Origin of the sequence: Streptomyces musisoli (assembly GCF_016741855.1) — a bacterium.
GTDB lineage: Bacteria > Actinomycetota > Actinomycetes > Streptomycetales > Streptomycetaceae > Streptomyces > Streptomyces musisoli.
Genome location: NZ_JAERRH010000008.1, coordinates 82,672 through 102,195, shown reverse-complemented (window position 1 = coordinate 102,195; position 19,524 = coordinate 82,672). Strand labels below are relative to the sequence as shown.

Sequence of the window (19,524 nt, the reverse complement as noted above, 5' to 3'; positions counted from 1 at the left end):
GTTCACGCTCACGGCTCGAGCGGTTCCGGTGGAGTTCACGCTCACGGTTCGAGCGCGGTTCCCGGTTCCGGCCCGCCGCCCGAGCACGGCCGCTGGTTCACGCTCACGGCTCGAGCGGTTCCGGTGGAGTTCACGCTCACGGTTCGAGCGCGGTTCCCGGTTCCCGCCCACCGCCCGAGCACGGTCCCTGGTTCATGCCCGCCGCCCGGGCACAGCCCTGGAGCATGTCCACCGCCTGCTGGAGAACACCGCACAGCCCCTCCAAGGAAGATGACAAGCGTTCAACTCTGTGATCTTCACGTGATCTGTGCGGCATGAACTTGTGACAAGTGATCGTATGCCTATACGTTCACCCATCAGCGCGGCGGGCGGAAACATCCGCCGTGCCGCTCCTGCTGTCGCTCGAAAGGCTTCCGCATGCTCTCCGGGAACGGTCGACACCGTCGCCCCCGCCAGGCCCCAGCCCTCCTCGTCGCAGCCGGAGTGACCGGCTCCGCCATCGCCATCCCGCTCCTCGGCGCGGCGAGCGCCAACGCGGCCGACGGTACGACGTGGGACAAGGTGGCCGAGTGCGAGAGCGGCGGCTCCTGGAGCGCCGACACCGGCAACGGGTACTACGGCGGCCTGCAGATCTCGCAGGACGACTGGGGCAGGTACGGCGGCACCCAGTACGCGGACAGCGCCGACCAGGCCAGCCGCCAGCAGCAGATCTCCGTCGCCGAGAAGATCCTCGCCGACCGGGGCACCACCCCCTGGGCCACCTGCGCCCTGCTGTCCGGGCTGACCGAGGACTCGGGCTCGGCGGACGTCGACACGGGTGTCGGCGGCTCCGAGGACGGCGACGGCTCGGGCAACTCGCAGGAACAGAACGACAACAACGGAAAGTCCGACACCTCCGACACATCGGACTCGTCCGGTCTGCCGGATTCTTCACCCTCCACCGGCACCGACGGCGACGCCGACTCCGGCTCCCATGCCGGATCTTCCTCGGACAAGAACGGCAAATCCACCCCGAAGCCGGGCAAGGATGCCGACAAAGGCGCCGACTCCACCGAGACCAACACCCCCAAGTCCGACAAGTCCCCCTCGCAGGACACCGGAACTCCGCGGGAGACCGGCAGTACTCCCACGGCCACCCCGGACACCGCGACCGAGGACAACGCGCAGCAGGCGGCCGGTTCTTGGAGCCTGGTCGACACCGGGACCCTCGGCAACGGCGGACGCCACCGGGGCGCGAGCGCGGACGAAAGCATCACAAGCGGTCAGAACGCCACTAGTGCCGGCCGGCACGCCTCCCGCGAACCGGGCACCTACACCGTCCGCGAAGGCGACTCCCTCGTCTCCATCGCCGACTCCCTTGAGGTCGACGGCGGGTGGCACGCGCTGTACGCCCGGAACGAGAAGGCCATCGGCTCCGACCCGAACCGCATCACTGCGGGTCAGACCCTGGAAGTCGGGGGCGAAACGGGCGGGAAGTAGCGGGAGTTGACGTCCCACTTAACGCCCTAATGTCCGGTTTGGCGAAAGTGTGGGATGAGTCTCAGAAGCCCTGATCGTCTTTGAAATTCCGCCGATCGCGTGTCTACGGTCGAGGCCGCTCGTCACCGCGAGCCCCGGCATCCGCCACGCCGAATCCTGCCAGTGGTTGCCCGGGAACAGTCGTCGCGTCAAGCGCCGTAGGCAGGAGCGGGGGACCCAAGGTAAGTGCCGGGGCCAGCAGTTGAGGCTGGTACCGGCTGGGGGTGAAGCCGCATCTCGCGCAAGCGGGAGATGCGGCCGGGCAACTCAACCGGCCCGAACCCGACAGCTCACCTCGTAGGCGTCGGTGAGGGGATCGATCCATGCTGTTTACCGGCAAGGGCAAGCACCGTCGTCCGTCCAAGGCCGTCCGCGCCGTCGCGCTGGCCGGTGTCACCGGCGCCGCCGTCGCCGCCCCGCTCATGGCGGCCGGCAGCGCCTCCGCCGCCACCTCCGCCGAGTGGGACACGGTCGCCCAGTGTGAGTCCGGTGGCAACTGGGCCATCAACACCGGCAACGGCTACTACGGCGGTCTCCAGTTCTCCGCCTCCACCTGGGCCGCGTACGGCGGCACGCAGTACGCCGCCACCGCCGACAAGGCCACCAAGGGGCAGCAGATCTCCGTCGCCGAGAAGGTCCTCGCCGCGCAGGGCAAGGGCGCCTGGCCGGTCTGCGGCACGGGCCTGTCGAACACCCCCAACGGCGGCTCCGCCCCGAGCACCTCCTCGGGCTCGACCGCGGGCGGCACCACCACCCGCTCCACGGACCAGCAGGCCGCCTCCCGCTCCGCCGAGCGCCCCGCCGCGTCCACGAGCAAGAGCAAGAGCAAGACCGTCACCACCCCGACCGGCAAGAAGGTCGAAAAGGGCGACGGCGAGTACAAGGTGGTCACCGGCGACACCCTCGGCACCATCGCCGAGAAGCACCACGTCCAGGGCGGCTGGCAGAAGCTGTTCGAGCTGAACAAGGACATCGTCGAGGACGCCGACCTCATCTACCCGGGTCAGCAGCTGCACCTGAAGTGACATCCGGCCCCGGCCGGACCACTGGGCCCGCACGGCGGTGCGGGCCACCCCGAAGGCCCCCGTGAGGGTCACCCCCCGTCCCCACGGGCCCCCCGCCCCGGTGCGTGTTCCCCCGTACGCACCGGGGCGGGGCTTTTTTGCGCCCATCGGCACCCGAGTCCGCCGAAGCCTTTGTTTCGAGCAGAAACAAAAGGTACGGTCGGCTTGTCCACGGGGCGGTCGGTCGGTGGCCGACGCCCCCGGGACGGTTAGGCTCTAGTCGCAAGGCACACCAGCCCCGCACTTCCAGCGTCACATCCAAGAAGGAGATGCTCGTGCCGTCCATCGACGTCGTCGTAGCCCGGGAAATCCTGGACTCCCGAGGCAACCCCACGGTCGAGGTCGAGGTCGGCCTCGACGACGGCAGCACGGGTCGTGCCGCCGTCCCGTCCGGCGCCTCGACGGGCGCCTTCGAGGCCATCGAGCTGCGCGACGGTGACCCCAACCGCTACCTGGGCAAGGGCGTCGAGAAGGCCGTCCTCGCCGTCATCGAGCAGATCGGCCCGGAGCTGGTCGGCTACGACGCCACCGAGCAGCGCCTGATCGACCAGGCCATGTTCGACCTGGACGCGACCGACAACAAGGGCTCCCTCGGCGCCAACGCCATCCTCGGTGTCTCGCTCGCCGTCGCCCACGCCGCCTCCGAGGCCAGCGACCTCCCCCTGTTCCGCTACCTGGGCGGCCCGAACGCGCACCTGCTGCCGGTGCCGATGATGAACATCCTGAACGGCGGCTCGCACGCCGACTCCAACGTGGACATCCAGGAGTTCATGATCGCCCCGATCGGCGCGGAGTCCTTCTCCGAGGCCCTGCGCTGGGGTGCCGAGGTCTACCACACCCTGAAGAAGGTCCTGAAGAACAAGGGCCTGTCCACCGGCCTCGGTGACGAGGGCGGCTTCGCCCCGAACCTCGGCTCCAACCGTGAGGCCCTCGACCTCATCCTCGAAGCGATCAAGGAAGCCGGCTACGCGCCCGGCGAGCAGATCGCCCTCGCGCTCGACGTGGCCGCCTCCGAGTTCTACAAGGACGGCAAGTACCTCTTCGAGGGCAAGGAGCGCTCCGCCGCCGAGATGACGGAGTACTACGAGGAGCTCGTCGCGGCCTACCCGCTCGTCTCCATCGAGGACCCGCTGTTCGAGGACGACTGGGCCGGCTGGAAGATCATCACCGACCGTCTCGGCGACAAGGTCCAGCTGGTCGGCGACGACCTGTTCGTCACCAACCCCGAGCGCCTCGCCCGCGGCATCGAGGAGGGCACCGCCAACGCCCTGCTCGTCAAGGTCAACCAGATCGGCTCGCTGACCGAGACCCTGGACGCCGTCGAGCTGGCCCAGCGCAACGGCTTCAAGTGCATGATGTCCCACCGCTCCGGCGAGACCGAGGACGTCACCATCGCCGACCTGGCCGTCGCCACCAACTGCGGCCAGATCAAGACCGGTGCCCCGGCCCGCTCCGAGCGTGTCGCCAAGTACAACCAGCTGCTGCGCATCGAGGAGATCCTCGACGACGCCGCGGTGTACGCCGGCCGCAGCGCCTTCCCGCGCTTCAAGGGCTGAACACCGCGCCCGTCCGCCCCGCGGAGCACCGGGCACGGCAAGGGCTGACCCTCACCGGGCTACCGCTCAGCCAGTCGTACGTACGTCCCCGTACTCGGTCCCGTACCGTGTGCGGGGACGTACGCACGTGTGAAGCCCGGACACAAGGGGAGGCGGGAGATGGCCGTGAAGGACCGGGACCGGTTCTCCACCGCGACCAGGCTCAGGCTGCTCGGCGAGCAGACCGCGGCCCGCGTCTACCGCTCCCAGACCAAACGGCAGGCCCGCCGCTCCCGGCTCACCGGCCGCGCGGCGCTGCTCGCCCTGGTGGTGTGCACGATGGTCGTCGCGCTCGCCTACCCGATGCGGCAGTACGTCTCCCAGCGCGCCGAGATCGCCGAGCAGCAACGCCAGCAGGAGCAGGCCCGCAAACGCGTCGAGCAGCTGCGCGACCTCAAGGCGCGCTGGCAGGACGACTCCTACGCCGAGCAGCAGATCCGGCGCAGGCTGCACTACGTGATGCCCGGTGAGACCGGGTACGTGGTCGTCGACCCGGGCGCGGCCAAGCAGTCCCGCGCCGACCTCCGGGCCGCCCACCGGCCCTGGTACGCGAACGTCTGGGACGGCGTCGACAAGTCCGACGCCTCCGACCAGTGACCGGCCCGCCGGGCCGGTAACCGACAGAAAGCCAGTCTGAGAGCAGTCATGGAAACGCCTCCGCCGCCCACTCCGCGCACCGAGCCCACCGACGCGGACGTAGAGGCCTTCAAGCAGCAGCTGGGCCGCCCGCCGCGGGGCCTGCGGGCCATCGCGCACCGCTGCCCGTGCGGCCAGCCGGACGTCGTGGAGACGGCGCCGCGCCTGCCCGACGGCACGCCCTTCCCGACGCTGTACTACCTGACGTGCCCGAAGGCGTCCTCCGCCATCGGCACGCTGGAGGCGAACGGCGTGATGAAGGAGATGACCGAACGGCTCCAGCAGGACCCCGAGCTGGCCGCCGCCTACCGGGCCGCGCACGAGGACTACATCCGCCGCCGGGACGAGATCGAGGAGCTGTCGGGCTTCCCGAGCGCGGGCGGCATGCCGGACCGGGTGAAGTGCCTGCACGTGCTCGTCGCCCACTCCCTGGCCGCGGGCCCGGGCGTGAACCCGCTCGGCGACGAGGCCCTGGCGATGCTGCCGGAGTGGTGGCGCAAGGGCACCTGCGTGACCCCGTCCGGGCCGCCCGCCGGCGACGGCTGGCAGGTGGAGACGGCCGAGGACGGCACGGGCCACTTCGCGGCCCGGCCCATCGAGGAGGACGAGCAGTGACCCGCGTCGCCGCCATCGACTGCGGCACCAACTCCATCCGGCTGCTGATCGCCGACGCCGACCCGGCGACGGGCGAACTGACCGAGCTGGACCGCCGGATGACGATCGTGCGGCTCGGCCAGGGGGTCGACCGCACCGGCCGGCTCGCCCCCGAGGCGCTGGAGCGCACCTTCGCCGCGTGCCGCGAATACGCGGCCGTCATCAAGGAGTACGGCGCCGAACGCCTCCGCTTCGTCGCCACCTCCGCCTCCCGGGACGCCGAGAACCGGGACGACTTCGTGCGCGGCGTGCTGGACATCCTCGGAGTGGAGCCCGAGGTCATCACCGGTGACCAGGAGGCCGAGTTCTCCTTCACCGGCGCCACGAGGGAACTCGCGGGCCGCACCGACCTCACCCGGCCCTACCTGGTCGTGGACATCGGCGGCGGCTCGACCGAGTTCGTCGTCGGCGACGACCACGTACGCGCGGCCCGGTCCGTGGACGTCGGCTGCGTGCGGATGACGGAGCGGCACCTGGTGCACGAGGGCAAGGTGAGCGACCCCCCGGCCGCGGAGCGGATCGCCGCCATAAGGGCCGACATCGAGGCCGCCCTGGACCTCGCCGAGGAGACCGTCCCGCTGCGCGAGGCGCACACCCTGGTGGGCCTGGCCGGATCCGTCACCACGGTGTCCGCCATCGCCCAGGAGCTGCCCGAGTACGACTCCGCGCGCGTCCACCACTCCCGGGTCTCCCGGGACCGCGTGCGCGAGATCACCGAGTGGCTGCTGCGCTCCACGCACGCCGAGCGCGCCGCGGTCCCGTCCATGCACCCCGGCCGGGTCGACGTCATCGGCGCGGGCGCCCTCGTCCTGCTCGCGATCATGGAGCGGACCGGCGCCGAGGAGGTCGTGGTGAGCGAGCACGACATCCTCGACGGCATCGCGTGGTCGGTGGCGTAGCGCGGGGCGTGACGCGGTGGCGTGTCGCGGTGGTGTAGGTCTCTTTTGTTACTCACCGGTAGCCATCTGCTGAGCAGGTTGGATAACGTCTGAGCGGTGTCGAGGGCCCCCTTGAGGGGCCCTCACCCATGCCCGAACGGAAACCTTCGTGAAGTTCTTCACAAGGAATTCCCCCGCGCCGGCCCCCGGAGGCGGGTTCATTGCCCCTCCCGGGGGGTCAAAGGCCGTTTGAACACGTTCAGATGAACGGCGCGGGAAGGGCGTGGAGGGGGTTGTTCCGAGGGTGTCACGGCACCCTCACGAGGACCCTGCGAGCCCGGAGAGGCAGCTCACGCGGCATTGACAACGGGGCGAACCGCCCCGCGGTTCCCCCCGGCCCGCATGACCTGCGTCACGCGGGCCGCGGAGTTTAACACAGGCCCTGTCGATGCTTGTGAAGGGGCGCACGAGCGACCCCCGCACGGCGGGTGGATACTCGATGGCATGAGCACCACGGAGCGTCCCAGGATCCTCGTAGTAGGCGGTGGGTACGTAGGCCTGTACGCAGCTCGGCGCATCCTCAAGAAGATGCGCTACGGCGAGGCGACCGTCACGGTCGTCGACCCCCGGTCGTACATGACCTACCAGCCCTTCCTCCCCGAAGCCGCCGCCGGCAACATCTCCCCCCGGCACGTCGTCGTCCCGCTGCGACGCGTCCTGCCGAAGGCGGAGGTCCTCACCGGTCGGGTCACCACCATCGACCAGGACCGCAAGGTCGCCACGATCGCCCCCCTGGTGGGCGAGGCGTACGAGCTGCCCTTCGACTACCTCGTCATCGCGATGGGCGCGGTCTCCCGCACCTTCCCGATCCCCGGCCTCGCCGAGCAGGGCATCGGCATGAAGGGCATCGAGGAGTCCATCGGCCTGCGCAACCACGTCCTCGAGCAGCTGGACAAGGCCGACTCCACGACCGACGAGGAGATCCGCCGCAAGGCGCTCACCTTCGTCTTCATCGGCGGTGGCTTCGCGGGCGCGGAGACCATCGGCGAGGTCGAGGACATGGCCCGGGACGCGGCCAAGTACTACAAGAACGTGTCCCGCGAGGACATGCGCTTCATCCTCGTCGACGCCGCCGACAAGATCCTGCCCGAGGTCGGCCCCAAGCTCGGCCAGTACGGCAAGGAGCACCTGGAGAGCCGCGGCGTGGAGATCTACCTCTCCACCTCGATGGACTCCTGCGTCGACGGTCACGTGGTGCTGAAGAACGGCCTCGAGGTCGACTCCAACACGATCGTCTGGACGGCCGGCGTCAAGCCGAACCCGGCCCTCGCCCGCTTCGGTCTGCCCCTCGGCCCCCGCGGCCACGTGGACTGCGAGCCGACCCTCCAGGTCAAGGGCACGGACTACATCTGGGCCGCCGGTGACAACGCACAGGTCCCGGACCTCGTCGGCCGCAAGGCGGGCAACGAGAACGCCTGGTGCCCGCCGAACGCCCAGCACGCGCTGCGCCAGGCCAAGGTCCTCGGCGACAACGTGATCTCCGGTATGCGGGGCTTCCCGCAGAAGGAGTACGAGCACGCCAACAAGGGTGCGGTGGCCGGTCTCGGTCTCCACAAGGGCGTGGCGATGATCGTCATGGGCAAGGTGAAGATCAAGCTCAAGGGCCGCCTCGCCTGGTACATGCACCGTGGATACCACGGCATGGCGATGCCGACCTTCAACCGCAAGATCCGCGTCTTCGCCGACTGGACCCTGGGCATGTTCCTCAAGCGCGAGGTCGTCTCCCTCGGCGCCATGGAGAACCCCCGCGAGGAGTTCTACGAGGCCGCCAAGCCGGCGCCGGTCGCCGCCGCGAAGACCGAGGAGAAGGCCAAGGCCTCCTGACCCCACCGGTCGCCTCAACGATCGAAGGACCTCCCGCCATCCGTGGTGCGGGAGGTCCTTCGGCGTTCCCGGGCAGCGGTCCAATGGCCCATACAGCTGCTTTGCCCACCCATAACTCCATTGCGGGACTGTGCTGAGCGCCGTGCGGTGTTTACGTGGTAACCGGCATCCGGGATCGTCGTCTTGGAGGTGTGCGCCATGGCCGACGCCGCGTCGCGGCTGAGGAGTCTTGCCGAACAGATGCTGGGAGTCCCGCTCCCCGTGCGGGTGAGGGCCTGGGACGGATCGCAGGCCGGGCCGCCGGACGCGCCGGCGCTCGTCCTGCGCAACCGCCGTGCCCTGCGCCGCATCCTCTTCAAACCGGGCGAGCTGGGCCTCGCCCGTGCCTGGGTCTCCGGCGACCTGGACATCGAGGGCGACCTGTACGCCGTCCTCGACGCGATGGCGGGCCTGGTCTGGGAGCGCGGGGAGGACGCCCGCGGCCTCGTCCGGGCCGTGCGCGACCCCGCCGTCCGGACCGCCGCCCGCGACCTGCTGAAGCTGGCCGGTCCGCCCGTCCCGCCCGCCCCGCCGCGCGAGGAGGTCCGCAGACCCCGCCGGCACCTGCACACCCGCCGCTCGGACCGACGGGCCATCAGCCACCACTACGACGTCGGCAACGACTTCTACGAGATCGTCCTCGGCCCCTCCATGGTGTACTCGTGCGCCTACTGGGAGGAGGCCGGCACCCTGGAGTCCGCCCAGCGCGACAAGCTGGAACTGATCTGCGCCAAGCTCGGCCTGAAGGAGGGTCAGCGGCTGCTGGACGTCGGCTGCGGCTGGGGCTCCATGGCCATCCACGCGGCCCGCGAGCACGGCGTGGGCGTCGTCGGGGTCACGCTGTCCCAGGAACAGGCGGCGTACGCCCGCAAGCGCGTCGCCGACGAGGGGCTGACCGACCGGGTGGAGATCAGGGTCCAGGACTACCGGGACGTCGCGGACGGCCCCTTCGACGCGATCTCCTCCATCGGGATGGCCGAACACGTCGGCGCCGACCGCTACCTGGAGTACGCCCGCCGGCTGTACACCCTGCTGGGTCCCGGCGGCCGGCTGCTCAACCACCAGATCGCCCGCCGCCCGCAGCCGGACGAGTCGGACTACCGCGTGGACGAGTTCATCGACGCCTACGTCTTCCCCGACGGTGAACTCGCCCCCGTCGGCACCACCGTCACCCAGCTGGAGCGGGCCGGGTTCGAGGTCCGGGACGTGGAGCCCATCCGCGAGCACTACGCCCGCACCCTGCGCCGCTGGGTGGCCAACCTGGAGGCCGACTGGGACCGAGCCATCCGGCTCACCAGCCCCGGCCGCGCCCGGGTCTGGCGGCTGTACATGGCCGCCTGCGCGCTCGCCTTCGAACACAACCGCATCGGCGTCAACCAGGTCCTGGCGGTCCGCACTCCCGAGTCCGGCGCCTCCGGCCTCCCGCTGCGGACCCGCACCTGGCACGCCTGACCGTCGTCGCCGCACGGACACGACAAGAGGGGCCCCGCCGCCGCGGGGCCCCTCCGGTGTGCCGTACGGCTACTCGGCCTTGATGGCCGCCAGCATGTTCAGCCGGGCCGCGCGGCGGGCCGGCCACAGGGCGGCCAGGACGCCCACCGTGCCCGCCAGCAGCAGGAAGACAGCCATCCGGCCCCAGGGCAGGACCAGTTCGTACGTCGGCATCTTCGTGCCCAGCAGCTCACCGGCCGCCCAGCCGAAGAACACGCCCAGCCCGATGCCCAGCACACCGCCGAACAGGGAGATCACCAGGGACTCCAGGCGGACCATCCGCTTGATCGCCCGGCGGTCCAGGCCGATCGCGCGGAGCATGCCGATCTCCTGCGCACGCTCGAAGACGGACATCGCCAGGGTGTTGATGACGCCGAGCACGGCCACGATCACCGCCATGCCGAGCAGGCCGTAGACCATGTTCAGCATCAGCGTGAACATCTTCGCGATCTCGTTGGAGATGTCCTGCTTGTCCTGGACCTTGACCGCCGGGTTGTGGCCGAGCACCTTCTCCAGGGTGTCCTTGGCGGAGTCCGTGGCGCCGTGCGCGGTCTTGACCATGACCTGCATGTCGGCCGGGTCGGCCAGGTGCGGGGTGAGGACCTTGTTGTCGAGGATGATCCCGTTGAACATGTCGTTGCCCTCGTAGACCCCCGCGACCGTCAGCCGCCGCGCCTTGCCGTCCTCGAAGTGCGCGGTGAACCGCGAACCGGCCTTCCAGCCGTAGTCCTCGGCCCGGTCCTCGTCGACGACGACCCGGTCACCGCCCACCGCGAAGGATCCGTCGGTCACCTTCAGGTCCGTCAGCTCGCCGATGGCCCTGCCGTCGACGCCGGTCAGGAACTCCGTGCCGCCGTCGACGCGGGACTCCCCGTTGCGCAGCGGGCTGCTCGCGGTGACACCGTCGGCGGTGGCGATCTTCTGAGCCACATCGGGGGAGAGCGGACCGCGGTTGGCCATCGAGACGACGTAGTCGGCGCGGATCGCGGAGCTGGCCATCTTGTCGATCGAGGTCTGGAGGCTGCCCGCCATCACCGTCATGCCGGTGATCAGGGTCAGCCCGATCATCAGCGCGGAGGCGGTGGCCGCGGTACGGCGCGGGTTGCGCACCGAGTTCTGGCGGGCCAGCTTGCCCGACACCCCGAAGGCGCGCAGCACCGGCGCGGCGGCGGCGATCAGCGGACGGGACAGCAGCGGGGTCAGCACGAACACGCCGATGATGAGCAGGACCGCGCCGATGCCCATCGCGGCCTGGCCGGAGTCGGCGTTCATCCCGGTGCCCGCGAGGACCACGGCGACGCCCGCCGCCGCGAACAGCGAGCCCAGCGTGTTGCGCAGCACCAGCGACTTGGTGGTGGCCTTGGCGTGCACGCTGCTCATCGCCGCCACCGGCGGGATCTTCGCGGCCCGGCGGCCGGGCAGCCACGCGGCCAGCATGGTGATGAGGATGCCGACCGCCAGCGCGGTGGCCACCGTGCCGGGGCTGATCACCAGCGGTCCGTCGGGCAGGCTCGCACCGAAGGAGCCCAGCAGGGAACGCAGACCCGCGCCGATGCCGATACCGGCGGCCAGACCGGTCACGCCGGCGACCGCGCCGACCGCGAACGCCTCGATGAGCACCAACCGGGTGACCTGGCGGCGGGAGGCGCCGACCGCCCGCAGCAGGGCGAGTTCCCGGGTGCGCTGGGCGACCAGCATGGTGAAGGTGTTGGCGATGATGAACGTGCCGACGAACAGGGCGATGCCGGCGAAGACCAGCAGGGCCTGCTTGAGACCGCTCATCGACGAGGCGATCATCCGCGCCTGGTCGTCGGCGAGCTGCCGGCCCGTGGTGGTCTCCACGAGCTTCGCGGGCAGGGCCTTGTCCAGCTCGGCCTTGAGCGCCGCCTGGCCGGTGCCGGCCGCGGCCCGCACGTCGATCTCGTCGTACGTGCCCTTCTTGCCGAACAGGGCCTGCGCGGTCGGCGTGTCGAACAGGGTGAGGCTGCCGCCCGCGGCGACGTTGCCGTCGTCGGTGGTGAAGATGCCGCTGACGGTCGGGGTGAGGACCGGGCCGTCGACGGAGAGGCGCACGGTGTCGCCGACCTTGTAACCGGCCCGCCGCGCGGTCTCGGAGTCGATCAGCACCTCGCCCTTGCCGTGCGGGGCGTGGCCGCCGACCAGCGGGTAGCGGGGGTCCTTCGCACCCCAGTAGTTGCCGCCGGCGGACTGCCAGTCGCCGCCGACGAGCTTGCCGTCCTTGTCGGCGACGGCGGTGAAGCCGCTGACCACACCGGTGGCCGAGGCGGCACCGGGGACCCTGGCGGCCCGGTCGAGCAGGGCCTGGGTCAGCTCGGGGGCCTTGCCGACCTCGTCGCCCTCTGAGTCCTGGTACTCGGGCCGTACGGCGACGTCGACCCGTTCGAAGCCCTTGGCGGAGCTCTTCTGGTAGGCGTCGGAGATGGTGTTGGTGAAGACCAGCGTCCCGGAGACGAACGCCACGCCGAGCATGACGGCGAGCACGGTCATCAGCAGCCGGGTCTTGTGCGCGAGAACGTTGCGCAGGGCGGTGCGGAACATCAGCTGGTACGGCCCTTCGCGTCGAACTGCTTCATGAGGTCGAGCACGGAGTCGGCGGTGGGGCCGTACATCTCGTCGACGATCCGGCCGTCCGCGAGGAAGACGACGCGGTCCGCGTACGCGGCGGCCACCGGGTCATGAGTGACCATCACGACCGTCTGGCCCAGTTCCCGCACCGAGTTGCGCAGGAAGCCCAGCACCTCGGCGCCCGAGCGGGAGTCGAGGTTCCCTGTAGGTTCGTCGCCGAAGATGATGTCGGGCTTGGAGGCCAGGGCGCGGGCGACGGCGACTCGCTGCTGCTGGCCGCCGGAGAGCTGGGACGGCCGGTGGCTCAGCCGCCCGGACAGCCCGACCATCTGGATCACCGTGTCCAGCCACTGCTTGTCGGGCTTGCGGCCCGCTATGTCCATCGGGAGGGTGATGTTCTCCAGCGCAGTCAGCGTCGGCAGCAGGTTGAACGCCTGGAAGATGAAGCCGATCTTGTCCCGGCGCAACTTGGTGAGCTGCTTGTCCTTCAGCTTGCCCAGCTCCGTGTCGCCGATGCGCACCGAACCGGAGGAGAACGTGTCCAGCCCGGCCACGCAGTGCATCAGCGTGGACTTGCCGGAGCCGGACGGCCCCATGATCGCGGTGAACTCGGCCTGCCGGAAGTCGACCGAGACCCGGTCCAGGGCGACCACCCGGGTCTCACCCTGCCCGTAGATCTTCGACAGCTCCGTGGCGCGTGCGGCCACGGCGGTGGTCCGGCCGGCGGTGGGTGTGGTGGTCACGGGAGGGTGCTCCTGTCGGGACGACGTGTGTTCCTGGGGACTTCTCCATCGTCCCGGCGCGTGCCGCGCGTGTAGTCAGTCGCTGTTCCGGTTCCGAGGGGCGACTGGGGTCGGACGGGAGACCGTCGTGTCATACCTGGGGAGGACGGCCGACCCCGAGAGGGCGGCCGCGGCGCCGGACGGCGCATGGCGCGTCAAGAACCGGTGGACCGCCCTCGTTCGGGCGGTGAAATTCCGTCATTTCACGTACGCGCGCACTTCCGCCCCGTCAGGCTATTGGCAAGTGCGGATGGCGCGTTCCGCGGGCTGATGCACCCTCAGACGTCAATAAAATAAGACAACATCGGTTCACCCGCCCGCTGTTCGGGGGGTGGGTCCCGATAGGCTCGGAACCTCGTTGCGGAGCCCATGGCCTGCCCGGATGGTGGAATGCAGACACGGCGAGCTTAAACCTCGCTGCCCCTTCGCGGGCGTGCCGGTTCAAGTCCGGCTCCGGGCACTTCCACCTCTGAGGACGCGTCTGACGCGACCGCTCCACGAGGCCCCTTCGTCTTCACCTCTTGGACACTCCGTGAGCGCACGATGGTCCCGGGTGCCCGGGTATGGCGTACGCCCCAGGGGGAGGTGCCGCCGGCGTTTGGCCGGCCGCTGCGCCTCGTGTCGCCGAGGCGTGAGAGGAGCCCCACGGCGTCCGAGGACCAGGAGCTGACCGCGGCAGCGGCTTCCTGTACGAGGCGGGGACGCTCAAGAGCCCAGTACGCGAGATTCGCCGTCTCGCCCGCGTCGTCGTCCCGCAGCGCGCTGTGGATGAAGGGGTGCGCCCGGACGACCGGCTCGCGGCCTGGCCGGACAACCGCTCCGTGGCCGCCACAGGTTTTCCGCTCGGTTAGCCGCCCGTCCATGGCCGGGAATCGGACACACGCGTAGCGTGTTGCGCAGCAAGGCAGGGGAAAGATCCTCCTCAAGTATCATGGTCGATCCTTTGCCAATCCATTACCCTTGAGGCCAAGGCTGCACGCGGCAGTCATGGAGGAGTGAAATGAGGAGCAGTAACCCGGTCTTCTCGCGACGGGGGTTCAGCCGCGACAACGGCTACGCCGGCTTCAACACCGCACCGCAGGCCGGGTCCGCACAGGGCAACCCGTACGCGCAGAACCCGTACGCGCAGAACCCCTACGCACAGAACCCGTACGCGCAGGCGGACGTCCAGGCCGGCGCCCCGCCGCAGGCCCCGGCCACCACCGGCCGGATGACCATGGACGACGTCGTCGTCCGCTCGGCCATCACGCTCGGCACGGTCGCCGTCGGCGCCGTCCTCGCCTGGACGCTGCTGCCGGTCTCCGGCACCAGCTACGGCCTGGCCGTCGGCGCCGCCCTGATCGCGTTCGTGCTGGCGATGGTGCAGAACTTCAAGCGCACCCCGTCGCCCGCGCTGATCCTCGGGTACGCCGCCTTCGAGGGCGTCTTCCTCGGCGTCTTCAGCGAGATGTTCAACAGCCGGTGGAGCGGCGCGCCGTTCCAGGCGGTGCTCGGCACCATGGCGGTCTCGGGCGCGACCCTGCTGGTCTACAAGGCCGGCTGGATCCGCGTCACCGCCCGCTACGCCCGCATCGGCATCGCCATCGCGATGGCCTTCCTGGTGGTCATGGCGGTCAACCTGCTGCTGGTCGTGTTCGGCGTCGCCGACGACGGCGGACTGCGCAGCTTCGGACCGCTCGGCGCGCTCGTCGGCATCATCGCGATCCTGCTCGGCGCGTTCTTCCTGACCCTCGACTTCAAGCAGATCGAGGACGGCATCGCCTACGGCGCCCCGCGCAACGAGTCCTGGCTCGCCGCGTTCGGCCTCACCATGACCCTGGTGTGGATCTACGTCGAGATGCTGCGACTGGTCGCGATCTTCAGCAGCAGCGACTGACGCACGACACCGCCGGATACGGCAGGGCCCCGGGCAACGTGCCCGGGGCCCTTCGGCGTTCAGAGCAGCTTGCGCGCTGCCCTCCTCAGGTCGTACTCGTGGACGATCGCCTTGGCGTGGCCGTACGCCAGGTCGTACTCGTGCCGGAGCCAGCTGACCTTCTCCTCGAAGCGGAACAGTGCGGGGCCTTCTTCGACGGTGCGCAACCAGTCGGAGACCTCACGACCGGTGCAGTGCGGGATGCGGGCGAGCAGATTGCGGTGGGTCTCCTCGGAGAAGACGTGGGACATCGGCGCCTCCGAACGCAAAGGGGATGTAAGCCGGTCCTTCAGGTCACCGTGCCTGAGCGTTCGCGTATTGGCAACAGTGCGGCGCGTTACGCTCGGCAGGTGGTTGATACGACGCCCTTGACCCAAGCAGTGGATCACTTCGCCGACAGGCTGCGCGCGGCGCCGCAGAGCCGGCTCCAGCGCGGTGCCGCGGCGGAGGCCCTCGCGCTGGCCAACGAGTTGGCCCGCCGGGCCCAGGCCGTCGAGGAGCCCGGGACCGAGCCCCGGCGGATGCCGGACGCGGGGATGTTCGCCGCGGCCGACCAGATCCTGGTGGCCGCGCACGACTTGTCGCTCGTGCTGCGGAGCGACGACGAGGTCGCCGAAGCGGTACGGGTGGTCGAGGAGGCGCGGGCGAGAGCGGGGGTCTGAGGGCCCTGCCCTGCCCGTTCGAAGCGCCGGTCGGAGCCCGGTCCCGAAAGGCCGTCAGAAGGACGCGATGACCCTGTCGGCCAGGATGTAGACCATGTCCTCGCCGCAGGCGAACGTCAGCGTGTACGCACCGGAGATGCCCGAGCCGCCCAGGAGGTACGGGGACTCGCCCGACTCCAGCGCCGCGGCCAGGCGCTCCGCCGTCTCGCGGTGGCCCGGGGTCATGCACAGGGTGGTGCCGTCGGCGAAGACGTAGACGTCGAGCGTGCCCAGCGGGCCGGGACGGACGTCGGCGAGCTCGACCTGCTCGGCGGCCAGCTGCTCCAGGGTGGTCACGGTGCGCTCGTGGTCGTTCACGGCCGGCGACTGGACGGGAACGAAGTCCGGGTGCGAGGGGTGGCGGCGGCGGGCCGCGGCCAGTTCCGGGGACTCGCTGGGAGTGCCCCCCTGGACGAAGTCCTTGGGCGAGAACTCCTCGGCGTCGCCGGCCGGCTCGGACACCGGCTCCAGGCCCGCGAAGTCCGCCTGCCGGGGCAGGAACAGATCGGCCTCGGGCAGACCGAACAGCGACGGTGCCTCGGAGGCGTCACGGGCCTCCTGCGCCGCCCAGAAGGCGCGCGCCTCGGCCAGCTCGCGCTCCCGCTCCTCGGCGAGCGCCTCGGCCACGGCGGCGCGTATCTGGTCGGCGTCGGCGGCGCTACGGGCGTGCGGCAGCAGGGCACGCGTCGCGGCCGCCTGCTCCACGCCGAGCCGGTGCTGGAGCTCCGTGAGCTGACGGCGCAGCTTCAGGACGGTACGCAGGACGGCGACGCCCACGGCGCCGGTGGCTGCCGTGGTGAGCAGCAGGGCGATCGGCATGGCGCTCACTGACATACTCCCGGTTCAAGTCGACCCCCGACTTCCTACATCAGCTTGAAGGGCGGACTATCCAGCTGTCAGTGCGTAACGTCACGAAACGGACGGAACTTTCGGTTCGACGTTTCGTCGTGCGCCGTGCTGACCCGCGCTGACCTGCACTGATGTGGCAGGCGAGCGAGATAGGTCACATCCTGGGGGAGATTGGATCACGGAAAGGCCCAAAACCTTGGTGTTTCCCAGGTTCTGGGCCCTTCTGCGACGTAACGTGCATGGCCCGCTACGGACGGTGTGTCAGCTGAGGCGCTCGATGACCATCGCCATGCCCTGGCCGCCGCCGACGCACATCGTCTCCAGGCCGAACTGCTTGTCGTGGAACTGGAGGGAGTTGATGAGCGTGCCGGTGATGCGGGCGCCGGTCATGCCGAAGGGGTGGCCGACGGCGATGGCGCCGCCGTTGACGTTCAGCTTGTCGAGGTCGATGCCGAGGTCCCGGTAGGAGGGGATCACCTGGGCGGCGAAGGCCTCGTTGATCTCGACCAGGTCGATGTCGTCGATGGTCAGGCCGGCGCGGCGCAGGGCCTGCTGGGAGGCCTCGACCGGGCCGAGGCCCATGATCTCGGGGGACAGGCCGGAGACGCCGGTGGACACGATCCGGGCGAGCGGGGTCAGGCCCAGCTCGCGGGCCTTGGTGTCGCTCATGATGACGACCGCGGCGGCGCCGTCGTTCAGCGGGCAGCAGTTGCCGGCCGTGACCAGGCCGTCGGGGCGGAAGACGGGCTTGAGGCCGGAGACGCCCTCCAGGGTGACGCCGGCGCGCGGGCCGTCGTCCTTGCCGACCACCGTGCCGTCGGGGAGGGTCACCGGGGTGATCTCCCGCTCCCAGAAGCCGTTCTTGTTGGCTTCCTCGGCGAGGTTCTGCGAGCGGACGCCGAACTCGTCCATGTCCTGGCGGGTGACGCCCTTCCAGCGGGCCAGGTTCTCCGCCGTCTGCCCCATCGCGATGTACGCGTCCGGCACCAGGCCGTCCTCGCGCGGGTCGTGCCAGGTGGTGCCCTCCTGCTCGGCGACCGCGGCGGTACGGGCCTCGGCCTCGGCGAAGAACGGGTTGTGCGTGTCCGGCAGGCTGTCGGAGTTGCCCTTGGCGAACCGCGACACCATCTCGACACCGGCCGAGATGAAGACGTCGCCCTCGCCGGCCTTGATGGCGTGCAGGGCCATGCGGCTCGTCTGGAGCGAGGAGGAGCAGTAGCGGGTGATCGTGCAGCCCGGCAGGTGGTCCATGCCCATCTGCACGGCGACGATCCGGCCGAGGTTGTTGCCCTGCTCGCCGCCCGGCAGACCACAGCCGAGCATCAGGTCGTCGATGTCCCGCGGGTCCAGCTCCGGGACCTTGGCGAGGGCCGCCTGGATGATCGTGGCGGTCAGGTCGTCGGGGCGCAGGTCCTTGAGGGAGCCCTTGAAGGCGCGGCCGATCGGGGAACGGGCGGTCGAGACGATGACGGCTTCGGGCATCACGGCTCCAGTGGCGGAAATTTTCGGGCAGGGCAGGTGGGAAGTTACCCGGCCGTAGTCGAGAGGTCACCGGTGTCGCGGTGTGACACTGGCCGCAATTTACTAAGCGCTTGCTTGCCCGGCTCGGCCTTCCAGGGGCTCCACCCCTCGAAGCCCCAGACCTTCCGCCTACCCGCCACCCGCCACGACCGGCCGAAACTCCGGATGAAGCCCCCTCTGCCCGGCTTCCGCCCAAGCCGCCCCTACTCGGCGCCTCCCCAGCCGCCCGAGGTGTCCGGCCCCAGCCTCCGGCCGCCCGAGCCGGCCCCGCCCCCTCCCGGTCGGCCGCTGCGGCCCTCTCGCCGTTCGGCCGGCCGGGGCGGGTGGGCGGGTCAGAGCGACGGGGTCGCCGGCTCGGCCTCCGGCACCCGGCGGCGGCGCCGGCGCTTGAGCAGCGCCCACGGCCCGCGCGGCCCCGTCGGCATCGCCGCGGTGACCTCCGTGCCCGCCTCCGACGCCGCCTCGGCCGCGGCGCGGGCGACCGGCAGGAACCCCTCGCGGCGCGAGACGTCCGGCCGCTCCTCGTCCGCCGGCCACAGGCCCAGCGCGGCGCACACCGTGGGCAGCACGGCCATCGCCGCCGTGGCGTAGCCCTCGGCCGAGGGGTGGTAGTTGTCCGGCCCGAACAGCTCACGCGGATTCGCCTCGAACTCCGGGCCGAGCAGGTCGCCCAGCGACACCGTGCGGCCGCCCTGCTCCACCACCCCGATCGTCTGGGCCGCCGCCAGCTGCCGGGACGCCCGGCGGGCCAGCCACCGCAGCGGCTGCTGCACCGGCTCGATCGTGCCGAGGTCGGGACAGGTGCCGACCACCACCTCGGCGCCCGCCGTGCGCAGCCGCCGCACCGCCGTCGCCAGGTGCCGCACCGAACGGGTCGGCGGCATCCGGTGGGTCACGTCGTTCGCGCCGACCATGATCACGCAGATGTCGGGGACCGGTAAGACCGCGGACAGCACCAGGGCCACCTGGCGGTCCAGGTCGTCGGACTGCGCGCCGGGCAGCGCCACGTTCCGCAGCTCCACCGGGCGCTCGGCCACCGCCGCCAGCCCGGACGCCAGCAGCGCCCCCGGCGTCTGGCCCGACCGGTGCACGCCCTGCCCCGCCGCCGTGGAGTCGCCGAGCATGGTCAGCCGGAGGGGCTGTCCGCCGGGGATGTCGTACGCGTGTCCGTACACCCCGTCGGCCATCGGCACCCGGCCGCTGCTGCCGTTGCCCACATGCCGTCGCGCCAGCCGCACCTCCGCCAGCACCAGTCCGACCGCCGCCGCGCCGACCAGACCGACCCCGCCACCGCCGTACGCCGCCCCGGCCGCGATCCGCCGGGCCACCCTCGCCCTCGACATGCTCGTCATGCGTCGCCGCCACCTCCTCGTAGCCGTACAACCACTCCTTGCCCCGTACAGGCCGTGTG

Annotated in this window: 16 protein-coding genes, 1 tRNA gene and 1 riboswitch; of the genes, 11 read left to right on the top strand and 6 right to left on the bottom strand. The window is 70.7% G+C overall.

Going from position 1 to position 19,524, the window contains the following annotated elements; all coding sequences use genetic code 11:
• Positions 1-417 precede the first annotated feature (417 nt).
• The 8 genes from JK361_RS21865 (at position 418) to JK361_RS21830 (ending at position 9,720) form a co-directional block, all read left to right on the top strand.
• Positions 418-1,479 carry a LysM peptidoglycan-binding domain-containing protein gene (locus JK361_RS21865; RefSeq protein ID WP_201820923.1) on the top strand — a complete coding sequence of 354 codons (1,062 nt, stop codon included), beginning with the start codon at positions 418-420 and terminating at the stop codon, positions 1,477-1,479.
• Positions 1,480-1,662: 183 nt separating this feature from the next.
• A riboswitch (cyclic di-AMP (ydaO/yuaA leader) is annotated at positions 1,663-1,837 on the top strand.
• Positions 1,838-1,841: 4 nt separating this feature from the next.
• Positions 1,842-2,543 (top strand): LysM peptidoglycan-binding domain-containing protein, encoded by a 702-nt coding sequence (locus JK361_RS21860; protein ID WP_201820922.1) that lies wholly within the window; start codon positions 1,842-1,844, stop codon positions 2,541-2,543.
• A gap of 314 nt (positions 2,544-2,857) precedes the next feature.
• A complete protein-coding gene (gene eno / locus JK361_RS21855; protein WP_201820920.1) occupies positions 2,858-4,138 on the top strand; it encodes a phosphopyruvate hydratase in 1,281 nt (426 codons plus the stop codon).
• Between the two features lie 159 nt (positions 4,139-4,297).
• Positions 4,298-4,774, top strand: a complete 477-nt coding sequence (locus tag JK361_RS21850; protein WP_201820918.1) for an FtsB family cell division protein — start codon at positions 4,298-4,300, stop codon at positions 4,772-4,774.
• Between the two features lie 48 nt (positions 4,775-4,822).
• Positions 4,823-5,428 carry a DUF501 domain-containing protein gene (locus JK361_RS21845; protein WP_201820916.1) on the top strand — a complete coding sequence of 202 codons (606 nt, stop codon included), beginning with the start codon at positions 4,823-4,825 and terminating at the stop codon, positions 5,426-5,428.
• Positions 5,425-6,366: a Ppx/GppA phosphatase family protein gene (locus tag JK361_RS21840; protein ID WP_201820914.1), complete on the top strand. Its 942-nt coding sequence runs from the start codon at positions 5,425-5,427 to the stop codon at positions 6,364-6,366. The genes JK361_RS21845 and JK361_RS21840 overlap by 4 nt, the downstream gene beginning before the upstream one ends.
• A gap of 483 nt (positions 6,367-6,849) precedes the next feature.
• Positions 6,850-8,229, top strand: a complete 1,380-nt coding sequence (locus JK361_RS21835) for an NAD(P)/FAD-dependent oxidoreductase (RefSeq protein WP_201820912.1) — start codon at positions 6,850-6,852, stop codon at positions 8,227-8,229.
• Positions 8,230-8,427: 198 nt separating this feature from the next.
• The gene (locus JK361_RS21830; RefSeq protein ID WP_201820910.1) at positions 8,428-9,720 is read left to right on the top strand and encodes an SAM-dependent methyltransferase; all 1,293 of its coding nucleotides are present in this window, start codon (positions 8,428-8,430) and stop codon (positions 9,718-9,720) included.
• A 69-nt stretch (positions 9,721-9,789) separates the two neighbouring features.
• On the opposite strand, the gene JK361_RS21825 is transcribed toward JK361_RS21830, so the two are convergent.
• Both JK361_RS21825 and JK361_RS21820 read right to left on the bottom strand, forming a co-directional pair.
• A complete protein-coding gene (locus JK361_RS21825; RefSeq protein WP_201820908.1) occupies positions 9,790-12,318 on the bottom strand; it encodes an ABC transporter permease in 2,529 nt (842 codons plus the stop codon).
• Entirely contained in the window at positions 12,318-13,088 is a 771-nt protein-coding gene (locus tag JK361_RS21820; RefSeq protein WP_201820907.1) for an ABC transporter ATP-binding protein, read from the bottom strand. Before JK361_RS21820 ends, JK361_RS21825 begins: the two co-directional genes overlap by 1 nt.
• A 415-nt stretch (positions 13,089-13,503) precedes the next feature.
• Here JK361_RS21820 and JK361_RS21815 point away from each other — a divergent pair.
• Together JK361_RS21815 and JK361_RS21810 are read left to right on the top strand one after the other, a co-directional pair.
• Positions 13,504-13,587 (top strand) — tRNA-Leu (locus tag JK361_RS21815).
• A gap of 540 nt (positions 13,588-14,127) precedes the next feature.
• Positions 14,128-15,003 carry a Bax inhibitor-1/YccA family protein gene (locus JK361_RS21810; protein WP_201820905.1) on the top strand — a complete coding sequence of 292 codons (876 nt, stop codon included), beginning with the start codon at positions 14,128-14,130 and terminating at the stop codon, positions 15,001-15,003.
• A gap of 59 nt (positions 15,004-15,062) precedes the next feature.
• Here JK361_RS21810 and JK361_RS21805 read toward each other — a convergent pair whose 3' ends face one another.
• Positions 15,063-15,293, bottom strand: a complete 231-nt coding sequence (locus JK361_RS21805; RefSeq protein WP_030653267.1) for a DUF4287 domain-containing protein — start codon at positions 15,291-15,293, stop codon at positions 15,063-15,065.
• Between the two features lie 129 nt (positions 15,294-15,422).
• Here JK361_RS21805 and JK361_RS21800 point away from each other — a divergent pair, with 129 nt between their 5' ends.
• Positions 15,423-15,704, top strand: a complete 282-nt coding sequence (locus JK361_RS21800; protein ID WP_307787308.1) for a hypothetical protein — start codon at positions 15,423-15,425, stop codon at positions 15,702-15,704.
• A 54-nt stretch (positions 15,705-15,758) separates the two neighbouring features.
• Here JK361_RS21800 and JK361_RS21795 read toward each other — a convergent pair whose 3' ends face one another.
• The 3 genes from JK361_RS21795 to JK361_RS21785 form a co-directional block, all read right to left on the bottom strand.
• Entirely contained in the window at positions 15,759-16,571 is an 813-nt protein-coding gene (locus JK361_RS21795; RefSeq protein ID WP_307787298.1) for a hypothetical protein, read from the bottom strand.
• A gap of 282 nt (positions 16,572-16,853) precedes the next feature.
• Positions 16,854-18,074, bottom strand: a complete 1,221-nt coding sequence (locus JK361_RS21790; protein ID WP_201820901.1) for an acetyl-CoA C-acetyltransferase — start codon at positions 18,072-18,074, stop codon at positions 16,854-16,856.
• 371 nt (positions 18,075-18,445) lie between these two features.
• Positions 18,446-19,465 (bottom strand): SGNH/GDSL hydrolase family protein, encoded by a 1,020-nt coding sequence (locus JK361_RS21785; RefSeq protein WP_201820899.1) that lies wholly within the window; start codon positions 19,463-19,465, stop codon positions 18,446-18,448.
• Positions 19,466-19,524: the final 59 nt, after the last annotated feature.

Excerpts from the sequence above, each read along its gene's own strand:
- JK361_RS21865 (WP_201820923.1), top strand. The coding sequence starts at position 418 with ATGCTCTCCGGGAACGGTCGACACCGTCGCCCCCGCCAGGCCCCAGCC.
- JK361_RS21860 (WP_201820922.1), top strand. The coding sequence starts at position 1,842 with ATGCTGTTTACCGGCAAGGGCAAGCACCGTCGTCCGTCCAAGGCCGTC.
- JK361_RS21850 (WP_201820918.1), top strand. The coding sequence starts at position 4,298 with ATGGCCGTGAAGGACCGGGACCGGTTCTCCACCGCGACCAGGCTCAGG.
- JK361_RS21845 (WP_201820916.1), top strand. The coding sequence starts at position 4,823 with ATGGAAACGCCTCCGCCGCCCACTCCGCGCACCGAGCCCACCGACGCG.
- JK361_RS21835 (WP_201820912.1), top strand. The coding sequence starts at position 6,850 with ATGAGCACCACGGAGCGTCCCAGGATCCTCGTAGTAGGCGGTGGGTAC.
- JK361_RS21830 (WP_201820910.1), top strand. The coding sequence starts at position 8,428 with ATGGCCGACGCCGCGTCGCGGCTGAGGAGTCTTGCCGAACAGATGCTG.
- JK361_RS21825 (WP_201820908.1), bottom strand. The coding sequence starts at position 12,318 with ATGTTCCGCACCGCCCTGCGCAACGTTCTCGCGCACAAGACCCGGCTG.
- JK361_RS21810 (WP_201820905.1), top strand. The coding sequence starts at position 14,128 with ATGAGGAGCAGTAACCCGGTCTTCTCGCGACGGGGGTTCAGCCGCGAC.
- JK361_RS21805 (WP_030653267.1), bottom strand. The coding sequence starts at position 15,293 with ATGTCCCACGTCTTCTCCGAGGAGACCCACCGCAATCTGCTCGCCCGC.
- JK361_RS21790 (WP_201820901.1), bottom strand. The coding sequence starts at position 18,074 with ATGCCCGAAGCCGTCATCGTCTCGACCGCCCGTTCCCCGATCGGCCGC.
- JK361_RS21785 (WP_201820899.1), bottom strand. The coding sequence starts at position 19,465 with ATGACGAGCATGTCGAGGGCGAGGGTGGCCCGGCGGATCGCGGCCGGG.